Here is a 12,208-nt window from a genome sequence, read left to right on the forward strand (position 1 = left end):
TTGCGGGCCACAAGCGCGTTGAATAAGCACAGCTAACCGCCTGTATTCGCCGCGCCCACTTGCTGCCAAACCGTATGACCCAGCCGCCGACTTCAGCACCCGGCAAGCGCCCGCTCCGCCGCGACCCGGTGCAGGAAATGATGGCACAGTACGCGCCCGGAGCCCGGCGGCTCAATGCGGTGCTGCTGGCCTTCTGCCTGTTGTTGGGATTGGATTGGGCGCTGCCACCGCGCGAGTATGCCAACGAGCCTGTGCTGAGCCGGCAAATTGTGCTGACTTCCTCGTCGGCGTCCGATCCGCGCATGGCCTACGACATTGCCACGCCCCACGCCCGGTTTCGCCTGGCCAGCGAGCAGGGTGCCCGCGTGCGCGACGGGCAGCGCATCACGGTGTGGAGCAGCCCCGTATTTGGCGTCGTGCGGCGCGTTAGCTCCCCCGCGTCGCCCGAGGGTGCGGTGCCGTTTCGGCCGGCTAGCGGGATTATTTACGGGCCGTTCGCCGTGGCGCCCGTACTGCTGCTGGCGGTGGCGTTGGCCGGCGTATGGCCGCGGCGCCGGCCCGAGACGTACGTGAATACCGCCGTAGCTGGCGTATTGCTGGTCCTGATTGTAGGTGCGCTGCTGGTCTGGTCCTAAGCCCCCAATCGGCCCACGGCGCGGCGTTTGCCGTTCCCCGCGCCGTGGGCTGAAGCCGCCTAAATGCTGCGCACCGTGCCGCCGTCCACGCGCACGGAAGCGCCATTAGTAGCCGAGGCCAGCGGACTGGCCAGGTAGGTAACCATGGTGGCTACTTCATCCGGGGTGGCAAAGCGCTGCAGCAGTGACGAGGGCCGCGCGTGCTGGAAGAAATCCTGCTCGGCCTGCTCGCGGGTCTGGCCTTCGGCGGCCAGCTTCCCGATAAAATCCTGCACGCCCTCCGAGGCCGTGGGGCCGGGTAGCACCGAATTGACGGTAACGCCCGTGCCCTTGGTCAGCTCGGCCAGACCGCGGGCCACGGCCAGCTGGGCCGTCTTGGTGGTGCCGTAGTGAATCATTTCCTGCGGAATCTGCAGGGCCGATTCGCTGGAGATGAACAGGATGCGGCCCCAGTTGCGCTCCAGCATCTGCGGGAAGTAGTGCCGCGACAGGCGCACGCCGCTCAGCACGTTCACTTCGAAGAAGCGCAGCCAGTCCTCGTCGGGAATGTCGGCGAAGGGCTTGGGGTCGAAGATGCCCACGTTGTTGATCAGGATGTCCACGGTGGGCACGGCGGCCAGGAGCTGCTGCACGTCGGCGGCGCGGCCAAAATCCACGGTGATGCCGCGCACCTCGGCCTGCGGCGTATCGGCGAGGATGCTGTTGCGCGCGTCGGCGAGGCGAGCTTCGGTGCGGCCGGTGAGGATTACGGCGGCCCCTTCGGCGGCCAGGCGCCGGGCAATGGCCAGGCCGATGCCGGCGGTGGAGCCCGTGACAAGGGCGGTTTTGCCCGTGAGTTGTAAGTCCATGCGGAAGAAATTGCGGATTGACGATGGGAGTTGCTGTAACCGCCCAAGGCCGGTTTTGTCCGCGCTGCCGCCGCGGATTTTCCGGACCGCGGCCGCTAGGGAAGTGCGGGAAAGTCGCTAATTCGGAGCCCGCCCGGCCGATGGCATCGGTTTGGGGCCGCGCCCCGTATGGGCAAGCACCGTTTTCGTTTTACCTTTTTCGGTTTGCCGATGTCCTTTTACTCTGCCCGCCCCGAAGACCTCATGTTTGATGCCGCCCGCCGCGGCGACGTTGCCCTCATCCAGGAACTGCTGGCCACCGGCCTCGACGTGAACGTGCAGAACAGCAAGGGCTTCACGCCGCTGATTCTGGCCACCTACGACGACCACCTGGAGGCCGCGCAGGCGCTCATCGCCGCCGGGGCCGACGTGAACGTGCAGGACGTGACCGGCAACACCGCGCTGATGGGCGTCAGCTTCAAGGGCTACGCCGACATTGCGCGCCTGCTGCTGGCTCACGGCGCCGACGTAAACCTGCAGAACGGCAACGGCGGCACGGCCCTGATGTTTGCCACGCTTTTCGGCCGCCACAACATCGTGCCCATCCTGCTCGAGGCCGGCGCCGATACCGCCCTGCGCGACGTACGCGGCCTCTCGGCCCGCGACCTGGCCTTGCAGCAAGGCAACGAGGAAGCACTGAAACTGCTGTCGGCGCAGTAAAGCACGCTCATTCAGGGCTTCTGGAGCAGGAAGTAAGCGTAGCGCCGGTCGTGCACCAGCGGCTGCTGCGGCTCCAGTACCACCAGTTGGGGCATTAAGCCGCACTGCTCCGCCAGCTCCCAGAACTCCTCGACGCGGTAAGTGGTCATGTTGGCCATGTTTTGCGCGTAGCCCCAGCGGTAGGGCTGGCTGTTCAGCGTCAGGTCGCTGTACTTGATCTGAACGAAGGCCAGGCCACCGGTGGCCAGCAGCTCCGCCATGACGCGCAGCACCCGTCGGCCGTAGGCCTGCGAAGGAAACAGCTCGTACACGTAGGTCGACAGCACCAGGTCGCAGGGCTCCGCAATCAGTGCGGTTACGTGTTCGGGCTGCGCTGCCTGAAATAGCAACGGTACATAGTTGCGCAGCCCCTCGGTCGCCATTTGGCGCTGGCATTCGGCAAGGCTGGCCTGGGTGATGTCCACGCCGTAGTAGCGGGCGGCATCCACGCCGAAATGCACCGCGTTGGCCCCACCTCCACAGCCCCAGTCAACGATGCGGCGCGGCTGACTAAGCCAATCGGCGCCGGCCAGGCGCTGAAAGATGCGCAGGTTGTGGCGGCCGATGGCCAGCCACCGTTCGTCGTCGTGGGCGAATACGCCATTGCCGCGCCAGTGAGCATTGCCGCCTTCCTGCTCCTGGGTCGAAAGCGCGTTCCAGTGGCGCTGCGCATCATCAATGAGCTGTGCCTCGCTCTGGTACATGCCCAAGCTGTTGTGCAACAGGCGCTGGCTTGCCCGGTAGCCGGTGCCCAGCAGTGAGCGTAATGCGTTAGCCATAGCAAGATGGGATTGGAGCAAAAGACGATAAAATATATAACTATTTATGGTGAAACCATTGCCAAAGCCATAACTCAAAGCAAGGCTGCAGACGCCAGCGTCGGGGCTTGGTACTCAATGCACTATCTGTAAGTTGGCTCTTCTAAACCTCCAAGATAAGTGCATCAGTGGCAGTAAGATGATGTGTAAGTTGCTGCAATACCTATGAATACCACTCCGCCTGACCACGGGCTGCCCGGTCTGTACTCGACTGATGTGCTAGGGCCGGATTTTGAGCAGCGGTACATTGAGCAGCCTGCTGATTACGAAGGCCCCGTGTGCTGCACGCTGGTGCGCTACCGCCCCGGTGCTGAGATGCGCCGGGCAGTGCTGTACGTGCATGGCTTCAATGACTACTTTTTTCAGCGTGAGCTGGCCGCGGCGTGGCAAGCCCAGGGTTACCGCTTTTATGCGCTGGATTTGCGCAAATACGGCCGCTCACTGCTGCCGCACCAGCGCCCCAACAACGTCCGCGACCTACGCGAGTATTTTCCGGACCTCAACGCAGCGCTGGCCATTATCCGGGAAGAAGGCGCCACCCAAATCGTGCTGAATGCGCACTCTACCGGCGGGCTTATCGGGGCGCTACACGCCGATGCGCATCCCGGCACCTGGGCTGCGCTGGTGCTCAACAGTCCGTTTTTAGAGATGAACCAACCGCTCTGGCTGCGCCGCGGCGTGCTGCCTTTGGTCACGCGCCTGGGGCGGTGGTGGCCCAATTTGGTAATTCCGGCCAACTTACCCCTGGGCTACGGGGAAAGCCTGCACCGGCAGTACCACGGCGAATGGGACTACGAACTGCGCTGGAAGCCCGTGCAGGTGTTTCCCATCAACGCCGGTTGGCTGCGGGCCATTCGGGCCGGGCACCGGCGTGTGGCCCGCGGCCTCGCCATTGCGACGCCCGTGCTGGTGCTGCACTCGGCGCACACCGTGCGGCATTACCACCCCTTCAGCAACGAATACTTCACGGCCGACGGCGTGCTCAACGTGACCCACATCCGCGAACTGGCCCCGCGCCTCGGGCCGCAAGTAACGGTGCAGCCCATCGAAGGCGGCCTGCACGATTTGGTTTTGTCGCGCCCGGCGGTGCGCGCCGAGGTGTATCAGCATCTGTTTGCGTGGTTGGCGGAGGTGCTGCCTGCCTCAACCAATGCGGTCTAAGTACACGGCAGCTTGCGGTAAGTGCCCTACGTCCTACGCGGCCTATCATAGCTTGCCCAGGTCAGCGGCCTCCGGCTGCCACAGATGCGCGGGCACGAAGAGGCTGTTCGTAAACCACGGGGCGAGCAGGATGACTTTGGGCGTGACGAGCCGAAACGACGCGTCATCAAGGAATTATAGCTGCGTGGCAGGCATGGGAAGGCGGAAAAAGGGATGAATGGCCAAGGTCGCTGCTCACCGGATTTTCGATGCCTAACCGACTATACCTAGCTGCTGTACAAACAGGCTACGCAAAGGCTGTTTAGCCCGGCAGGGGCTGCCACGTCTGTTCGGCTACTGCGGCCGTGTTCGTGGAGAGGTACTCGTTGTAGACCTGCTCGGCCCGACCCTGGCCAATGAGTGGCTGGCCTTCGGTGGGCAGCACCAGCAGCAAGGCGTCGGCCGACAGGCCCAGGGCCGCGGCAAGTTGCGGGCCGAGCTGGCTGTTGTCGCCGGTGTAGGCTTCCTGTAGCTTCACCACGGTCAGCGGCTGGCCGGCGTGGTCGATGCGGGCAAAAACGGCGGGTGGAACGGTGGCGTGCGGCGCCATGGAGGCCGGGGTAGGATGATCCATACAGCAAATCAGGAAAGGTGATAGATAGCAGTACGGACCGGGGCACAGCAAGGCTGTATTCGGTTTAGTCAACGCCGGCTATGTCCAGCTGCGTTGCGTCTTGCACCGAGAGCGGCAGCTGGGTGCGCAGCAGCAGGGCGGCAATGGGCCCGGGCAAGGTACCGAGCAGTAGGGGAGAGGCCGGGCGTGCCACCAAGTGGTAGCCGGTGTCGGCGGGCGCGTTGAGCCGGGTTTTGTCGAAGGCGAAAAGCCCACGCCGGGCGTAGCGCGCGAAGCTTTGGTAGTTGCGGCCACTCTGCTGGGCGTTCGGCTCGATCTGCACCAGGGCGGCCGCGGGTGTTTCCGGCAGCGTCAGAAAGTACTGGTGCAGCTGCAGCAGCGCCTCTTCCGACGCCGCCACCGACTCGGGCAGCGTTCCACCGCCGGAGGCCAGGTACACCACGTGCCCGTCGCCGTCGACGGCAAACCAATCGATATCGGAATCAGCCTGTTCGGCGGCATCAATGCGCATAACTCAAAGCCTGCTGTGGTGTGAAACGGTGCCTGACGCTCGGGCGGTAAAAGGCAGCGGAAGATACGGCAAGCAGCTGGCCGCTCGGCAAACCTGCTGCCTGCTGCTGCCCTGGCCCGGCCACCGTTTTCCGCACTTTGCTTATACTTGCAGCAGGATAAGCCCCTAAGCCTCCGATGGAAATCCACTAAGCCACGACGTATTGGCGTACCCGCATCCCTCCAGCGCATCGGAGCGGATAGGTAAACGGATTATCCATTTGCGCATCGCCTCCTAGCCAGGCCGATGCCCCAACCCTGTTTGTATGTAATGCACGTAATGGCCACTGCGCAGCAGCGTACCGGGAACAGTCGTTCTAGCCGGGCGCTTGCCCTGTAGGCTTGGCCCGAGCTGCAACCACAGCACCTTGGCGCAAGCTCCGCGCTGGCCGGTCGGCTAGGTGGGCACCCCTGACAAACAGCGGGCGATAACCACCTGGCTTCTCTCGAAGAGGAGCGGGCGTCTTCGTTCGGGCACTGGCTTGTCACCTACTCTAAGGCAAGAAGTATCCGGCTGCCATCAGGCACTTGATCAGCTTCAGTGACTAACGTCCCCTGACGCTCATGCAGCCGCCCTGCCGCAAGTATGCTGAACCCTTGCAGCCGACCAGCTAGCTGCGGTACCGCATAGCCTCCTGCTGCCTATGTCAGCCCCGGGAGCTGCGCCATTTGGCTTTTCCTGCATCGTCTCTGCACGACTCACCGTCGGGCCGGCAAGTGCGCTGCCCCTGCTAGGTCTTTCTTCTTTTTCTTAATTAACGCTCTATTTATGAGTGTCGTAGTCAACGCACTTTCTTACGTGCATCCCGACGGCGAGATGCTGTTTCAGGACCTGCACCTGGCCGTTCCGCAGGGCGCCAAAGCATCTATTGTGGGTCTCAACGGTGCTGGCAAATCCACCCTGCTGCGCATCATTGCCGGGCGCGTGCCCCCGACGGCGGGCGAAGTGCTGCTGCCCGAAGTGCCCTACTACGTACCCCAGCACCTGGGCCAGTACGACGACTATTCCGTGGCGCAGGCTTTGGCCGTAGCCGATAAGCTGGAGGCGCTGGAGGCCATTCTCGCCGGCGACGCAGCTCCGGACCATTTCACGCGCTTAGACGAGGATTGGGGCATCGAGGAGCGCGTACAGGCTGCTTTGGCCGCTTGGCAGCTGACGCACCTTCAGCTCACGCAGCCCCTGCGCAGCCTGAGCGGGGGCGAAAAAACTAAGGTGTTTCTGGCCGGAGCCCTGATTCACGCGCCCGGTATCGTGCTGCTCGACGAGCCCTCCAACCACCTCGACGCTGACAGCCGCCGCTTGCTCTATGACTTCATCGACCGCAGCGGCGCCACATTGCTGGTCGTCAGCCACGACCAGGCGGTGCTGAACCGGGCAACGCTGACGCTGGAGCTGAGCCGGCACGGCCTCGACGTGTACGGCGGCAACTACGACTTCTACCGGGACCAGAAGCAGCAGCAAGTAGCCGCCCTGCAGGCTCAGCTCGACGACAAGGCCAAAACCCTGCATCAGACTCGGCAAAAAGCCCGCGACCTGGCCGAACAGCGCCACAAGCAGGAGGCCCGCGGCAAGGCTCAGGGCGCCAAAAAGGGTTTGCCGCGCATCGTGGCCGGCGCCCTCGGCAGCAAGGCCGAGCAAAGCTCCGCCCAGATGAAGGAAACGCAGCACGAGAAAATCAGCGGCCTGACCACCGGCCTGAGCCAGCTCCGCGCCCAGCTGCAGGAGCAGCAGGCCCTGAGGCTGGACCTGGGCCACTCGGCCCTGCACCGCGGCAAAGTGCTCGTCGACGCCCGCGCCATCAACGTGGCTTATGCCGAGCACCACCTCTGGCCGCAGCCGCTAACGGTGCAAATCCGCTCCGCCGCCCGGGTGCGGCTGGCCGGCCGCAACGGTGCGGGCAAGACCACGCTGCTGCGCGTGCTGACGGGGAGCTTGCCGCCCTCAGTAGGCAATATTTTCGTGGCCGCATTCGAGTATTTCTACATCGACCAGGACTACTCGCTGGTAGAGCCCGCGCTGACGGTGTTTGAGCAAGTGCAGCGCCACAACTCGCGCGGCCTGCTGGAGCACGAACTGAAGACGGTGCTGCATTACCAGCAATTTCCGCGGGAAAGCTGGGACCGGCCTTGTGCGGGGCTGAGCGGCGGGGAGAAAATGAAGCTGATTCTGGCCTGTCTGACCGTGCGCAACAACGCCCCCGATGTGCTGATCCTCGACGAGCCGACCAATAACCTCGACCTGCGCAGCCAGGAAGTATTAACGGCCGCCGTGCAAAGCTTCGGCGGCACGGTACTCGTCATTTCCCACGACCAGTACTTCGTTGATGCTATTGGAATAGATACCACAATCAATCTGGGATAGGGGTAGCCAGTCCGTAGCCAAGCAGCTACGGGCTGGCATTGCGTTGCTGTCACCCAATGTCAGTCTTAATTTGTTAAGGTGAAATATGTTGAACAACAGGGCTTTATGTTTGTTTTGCAACTTTTTGTGCGGCCTAGTGGAACTATTTCGGAAGGCTTTGGCACATCCGTTGCATCCCGGCTCCATACAGCTCATCTTCTAGCCATCAGTTCCTGTGAAAACTTCCTTATTCTTCTCTCTGCTAACGTCGGCTGCGCTACTGGGCGCCTGCTCCAAAGACAAGACCACAGACCCCGTGCCACAGCCTACTCCGGCGCCCGCGGTGGAGCAAGGCTACGTGCGCATCGTCAATAACCTGGCAGTACCCCCGAATAGCTCGGTGACGGCGGGGCCCATCCGCCTGCTGGTGGCCGGCAACGAGGTGGGGCCTACGGCTGCCGTTGGGGCAGCCGCTCCGTACCAAGCCGTGGCAGTAGGCTCGCCGGCTGTGCAGATCATGCTGCCCTACACCTCGGGTACGGGTTATGTGCAGCTGAATGCGCTGCCGGTAGCCAAGGACAAGCACTATTCCCTCTTCACTTGGAACGTCGGCACTTTCCATACGGCGAAGGCGGTGGAGGACCCTGTAGTACCCGCAGCCGCAGCCGGCAAAGCCTACATCCGCATCGTCAACATTACGGCCCAGGCTACGCCAGTCCGCATTGAAGAAGCCGGAGCGGCGGCTCCGCTCTACAGCGAAGTAAGCTGGGGAGCCGTCACCGGTTACCAGGCCGTCGACGCCCGTGCCTACGCGCTAAACGTGTCGCGCACCAACGGCACGCAGGCTCGTCTCTTTACCCAAACCGTCGCCCTCGCCTCCGGCAAGGCATACGCCCTGGTGCTGCGCGGCTCTACCGACGCCAGCGCCGCGCCCAGCGAGCGGGCAGCCTTTGACGTGGTAGTGGATGAGTAGCCAGCGCCGAGGTAGTCACCGGCAAAAGCCACAAGCATCAGCGCACTTTCTAGGCTGACTGATATCCTTAAACAACCGCAGCTGGTCATTACGGCGGGCCGCGGTTGTTTTCTTTTGAGCAAACTGCCGTGGAAAATGAGCTAGCCAATAGTTGTGCGCCGACGAAGCCAAGGCGGTCTGGTGGCAGTAAGCTGGATAAACTCAGGCGGGCCGGCCCACCGTCCAGCCCGCCCGCGGCGTTGACGGGCGGGGCGGCCCGGCTACCAACCCATCGGCCACGGCACCAGTGACAAAAGCGTAAATCCCTTTGTGAAGCAAATCGATGGTTTGCTCGTCGCGGGGCCAGGTCCAGGGCGGAGCACCCACCCCGGTGGCGTTTTCCAGGGTTTGGTCGTTGAGCAGGCGCAGGTTCAGGAACAGGAAGGAACCGACGGAGCCGCGCAGCACGCTGGCCGCCATAAGCCCGCGCACGGCCCCGAGCAAAATACCCTGTCCCCAGTGCATGGTGTGGTTAAGCGCCAGCCGCTGCTCATCGGGGCGGTGGGGCAGACCTAGTAGGCGCTCCAGGGTGTGCGCCGGCACGTAAGAGTTGGGCCGGCGTGTAAACCGTTGTTCTACTTTTTCGGCCAAGGTCATAGCTGCTACGCCCACCGCTCCTGCCACCAAGCCCCACAGAGCCGCCTGCATGTTCTTGTTCATCACTGCTCGAAATAAGTGCCTGCCCACCCAGGCATCCGACATAAATGGCCAGCAGCCCGCCCGACTTGGTGCAGTAGCTGTTTTGAGGCTTACGCGTAGCTGCCCAAGCCGTTTTGGCTGAGCTTCCCCGCCCACTGCTTTAGCCGCCCGAAATACGCTTGCCCCTTTGCCAAGTACAGCGGGGCTACGGAAGATGACTGATATTGAGCCTTTGGGCTCGGTGGAGAGGGTGTTCCAGCAGGTTTATTAATAGCTTTCAGGCATAAAAAAACCGCAGTAGCATAGCGCTACTGCGGTTTTGGTACTAACTGGCCGGTAGGTTATACCCACTTGTTGTCGAGCACAGCGCCGTTGGCGTTGATCTTGTTGGCCGAAATCGTCAGGCTCAGGATCATCGAGGTGTTCGTGTCGGCACCGCGGGCGTCAAACTGCTCCTGGTAGCTTACGCAGTAGGCTTCCTCGAAGGAAATTTCTTTCAGCGTCGAGTCCTGGTCGATGCGCTTGAAGGTAATCTTGCCGCTTTCGCGCTTGTACGGGTCCAGCATCCAGCTCGTCAGAGCGGCGCTGTCGGTCGATACGATGGTCACGTCGATGGTACCACCCTGTACTTTGGACGAGGGACGGCCTTTGTCGTCAATGGCCTGGTTGAACGAGTAGCTGCATTTTACTACTTCGCAGTCACCGCTGCCTGCGGCATTGAAGAAGGCGCTAAATGATGCCATGGTGGAAGGGTTAAGTTTGTTTGGGTATGGTTGAAAAAGGGACTCGGTACTCTCGTATTAAACTCCACTCGCAACAGTCTCCCCTACAAAATCTTCAGCCCTATTGCTGCTTGTATTCGGCGTTCCAGTCGCGGCCGGGGTTGTCCGGGTCGTCGCCCTTGGTGCCGTCGAGCGACACCAGGAACGTTTTGGCCGGGAAGTAAGGCACCATGTGGATGTCCAGCAGGATGCGGTCCTTCTGATTCGGGTCGCGCTCGAACTTCTTGATGGAAAACTTCTCAATCAGCTTGCCCGGGCCGGTGATGCTGTCCAGGAACCGCACAATCTGGCTCTGAATGTCCATGCGCACGTTGTGGTCCCAGTTTTCGAAGGCCCGGCGGTTCAGGAAGTCGATCAGCACCTTGGTCACGTAATCGAACACGCGCACCACGGAGTAAGTCTGCAGGCCGATGTTGTCGCCGTTGAAGAGCGTCTTGGCCGAGAAGGCCATCACGCGGCCGTACTCATTGACCATGGGCACCAGGCCCATTTTCTCCAGGTTGGCAATTTCCGTCTTGCGTAGCGGGAAACGCACGCCGTCCACCTCGTTGAGGGTGCCGTGCTTGCGGCCGGCCGTCACTTGCGAGGCCAGGGTGGTGTAGATGCGACCTGCCAAGGCGGTGGAAGGCGGCACAAACAAGTCTTCCTCTTCGCCTACTTCCTCCAGCTTGCCGCGGCCCACCAGCCAGTTGCAGGCCATGACCACGTTGGACTTGTGCGGCTCCGAGCCGGTGAGGTTGGCTTCCTCGAACAGCTCCAGCACGTCGTCGGGCGTGTCGTAGTGCTCGAAGTCGGTGATGAGCATCACCTTGTTCTTGTGGGCAATTTTAGCCCACTTGTCTAGCACCTTGTTGGAGCCCAGGTAGCCCGGCACCACCAGCAACGAGTAGTTGTCGCGCAGGTCGAGGCGGTCGTAGTTCTGCTCCAGCTCCCCCGACACGGCGTCAATGAAGGTGGTGTTGTCCAGATCCTGCAGCTGCTCTTTGTCGGCGTTGAGGATGGAGATGTTCTTGACCTCGTTCTGGTCGGTGTTGCGGTAGAAGAGGGTAACCGAGCGGTAGGCCTGCTCCAGGTCGTGGGTGGCGTCGAGGGCCAGCTTGAGGTTGTCGGTGAGCTGCTGCTGCGCCGATTCAATGCGGGCTTCGGCTTTCTCGACGGCTTCGGCGGCCGTTTCGGAGTTGCTGAGCAGCTCGTGCCACAGCGCCAGGCGCTTTTTCAGCTGCTGGCGGTCCTGCTTTTTGCTGTCCTCGGTCAGGAAGATCTTCTTGCGAGCCTTCTTTTCCGGGTTGAGGTTGGAGGCCCCGTCAATGGTGGTTTCGAGCAAGTCGAAGCCCCCAAATTTGGCTAGTGCCTGGGTGGTTTGCTCCAGCTGCGGGGCACGTTCCCGTTCGCGGGCATTGGCGGCGGAGGCGGAGTTCTGCTGTTCGGTTGCCATAGGCTGATTCCGTAGCGGTAGTAAAGCGTCGTAAACCGGGGCTTAGTCCAGTTCGTCCATCATGGCCTCCAGGGCCGCGAGAAAGGCAGCTTTGGTTTCGGCGTTTTCCAGGGCTGCTTTCAGGATTTTGTTGGATTTGAGTTGGCGCAGCAGCTTCTGCAGGTTGTCCGACTCGGTGTTCAAATCCTGCAGAAAACGGCTCTGCGCGATGATGCCCTGCTTGCCAAAGTCGCCCAGCGACTCGAACCGCAGCGTCTCGGACGTGACCGAGCCGTCCTCCTTCTCGAAGTCGACGCCGACTTCCGGCTTGTAATGCGCAAATACTGCTTCCGGCGTGCGCAGCCCCTCCACTACCTGCGGCCGCAGGGGCGGGTTGGCAGTGAGTTTTTGGATCAGCAGCGTGCGGTTGAGCGGGATGTCCGTTATGGCCTCCTGCGCATTGTCATTTTTGCGCTCCTGCCCGCCTATTCCGTAGGTATACATAAGGGGTGGTTGTGGCTAAGTTTGTAGTTGTCAATCGGTTGGCCGGTTGACAAGTGAGGCATTTCGGCCGTAAGGTAAAAGAAGTTTGCTAAGTACAAGTCAAGTTCGCTCCTCTTTTTGTCGGAACTCCGGCGCAATTGTCCGCTTTCTAGTT

The 12,208-nt window shown here is 61.9% G+C and carries 13 protein-coding genes; 5 read left to right on the forward strand and 8 right to left on the reverse strand.

The genetic code is table 11. From position 1 onward, the window contains the following. The first annotated feature begins 74 nt into the window (after positions 1-74). Positions 75-635, forward strand: coding sequence for a hypothetical protein (locus B0919_RS10130; RefSeq protein WP_078012131.1), 561 nt, complete (start codon positions 75-77; stop codon positions 633-635). Positions 636-694: 59 nt separating this feature from the next. Here the strand turns inward: B0919_RS10130 and B0919_RS10135 are convergent, their stop codons facing one another. Then, positions 695-1,483, reverse strand: a complete 789-nt coding sequence (locus tag B0919_RS10135; RefSeq protein WP_078012133.1) for an SDR family NAD(P)-dependent oxidoreductase — start codon at positions 1,481-1,483, stop codon at positions 695-697. Between the two features lie 210 nt (positions 1,484-1,693). Between B0919_RS10135 and B0919_RS10140 the strand changes: the two genes are divergently transcribed. Then, positions 1,694-2,182 (forward strand): ankyrin repeat domain-containing protein, encoded by a 489-nt coding sequence (locus B0919_RS10140; protein ID WP_078012134.1) that lies wholly within the window; start codon positions 1,694-1,696, stop codon positions 2,180-2,182. Between the two features lie 11 nt (positions 2,183-2,193). Here the strand turns inward: B0919_RS10140 and B0919_RS10145 are convergent, their stop codons facing one another. Beyond that, a complete protein-coding gene (locus tag B0919_RS10145) occupies positions 2,194-3,000 on the reverse strand; it encodes a class I SAM-dependent methyltransferase (RefSeq protein WP_078012135.1) in 807 nt (268 codons plus the stop codon). Positions 3,001-3,204: 204 nt separating this feature from the next. Between B0919_RS10145 and B0919_RS10150 the strand changes: the two genes are divergently transcribed. Then, positions 3,205-4,200, forward strand: a complete 996-nt coding sequence (locus B0919_RS10150) for an alpha/beta hydrolase (protein WP_078012136.1) — start codon at positions 3,205-3,207, stop codon at positions 4,198-4,200. A 301-nt stretch (positions 4,201-4,501) separates the two neighbouring features. Here B0919_RS10150 and B0919_RS10155 read toward each other — a convergent pair whose 3' ends face one another. Further along, the gene (locus B0919_RS10155) at positions 4,502-4,813 is read right to left on the reverse strand and encodes a hypothetical protein (protein WP_139362040.1); all 312 of its coding nucleotides are present in this window, start codon (positions 4,811-4,813) and stop codon (positions 4,502-4,504) included. 64 nt (positions 4,814-4,877) lie between these two features. After that, positions 4,878-5,324, reverse strand: coding sequence for a hypothetical protein (locus tag B0919_RS10160; RefSeq protein ID WP_078012138.1), 447 nt, complete (start codon positions 5,322-5,324; stop codon positions 4,878-4,880). An 807-nt stretch (positions 5,325-6,131) separates the two neighbouring features. Here B0919_RS10160 and B0919_RS10165 point away from each other — a divergent pair. Beyond that, positions 6,132-7,724, forward strand: coding sequence for an ABC-F family ATP-binding cassette domain-containing protein (locus B0919_RS10165; RefSeq protein WP_078012140.1), 1,593 nt, complete (start codon positions 6,132-6,134; stop codon positions 7,722-7,724). A gap of 214 nt (positions 7,725-7,938) precedes the next feature. After that, the gene (locus B0919_RS10170) at positions 7,939-8,676 is read left to right on the forward strand and encodes a DUF4397 domain-containing protein (protein ID WP_139362041.1); all 738 of its coding nucleotides are present in this window, start codon (positions 7,939-7,941) and stop codon (positions 8,674-8,676) included. Positions 8,677-8,877: 201 nt separating this feature from the next. Here B0919_RS10170 and B0919_RS10175 read toward each other — a convergent pair whose 3' ends face one another. The 4 genes from B0919_RS10175 to B0919_RS10190 form a co-directional block, all read right to left on the reverse strand. Then, positions 8,878-9,375: a hypothetical protein gene (locus B0919_RS10175; RefSeq protein ID WP_217701024.1), complete on the reverse strand. Its 498-nt coding sequence runs from the start codon at positions 9,373-9,375 to the stop codon at positions 8,878-8,880. 320 nt (positions 9,376-9,695) lie between these two features. Then, the gene (gene tssD, locus B0919_RS10180; protein WP_078012142.1) at positions 9,696-10,097 is read right to left on the reverse strand and encodes a type VI secretion system tube protein TssD; all 402 of its coding nucleotides are present in this window, start codon (positions 10,095-10,097) and stop codon (positions 9,696-9,698) included. Positions 10,098-10,197: 100 nt separating this feature from the next. After that, a complete protein-coding gene (locus B0919_RS10185) occupies positions 10,198-11,571 on the reverse strand; it encodes a DUF5458 family protein (RefSeq protein WP_078012143.1) in 1,374 nt (457 codons plus the stop codon). Positions 11,572-11,613: 42 nt separating this feature from the next. Then, entirely contained in the window at positions 11,614-12,054 is a 441-nt protein-coding gene (locus B0919_RS10190) for a hypothetical protein (protein WP_078012144.1), read from the reverse strand. Positions 12,055-12,208: the final 154 nt, after the last annotated feature.

It is taken from the genome of Hymenobacter sp. CRA2 (genome assembly GCF_002007105.1).
GTDB lineage: Bacteria > Bacteroidota > Bacteroidia > Cytophagales > Hymenobacteraceae > Solirubrum.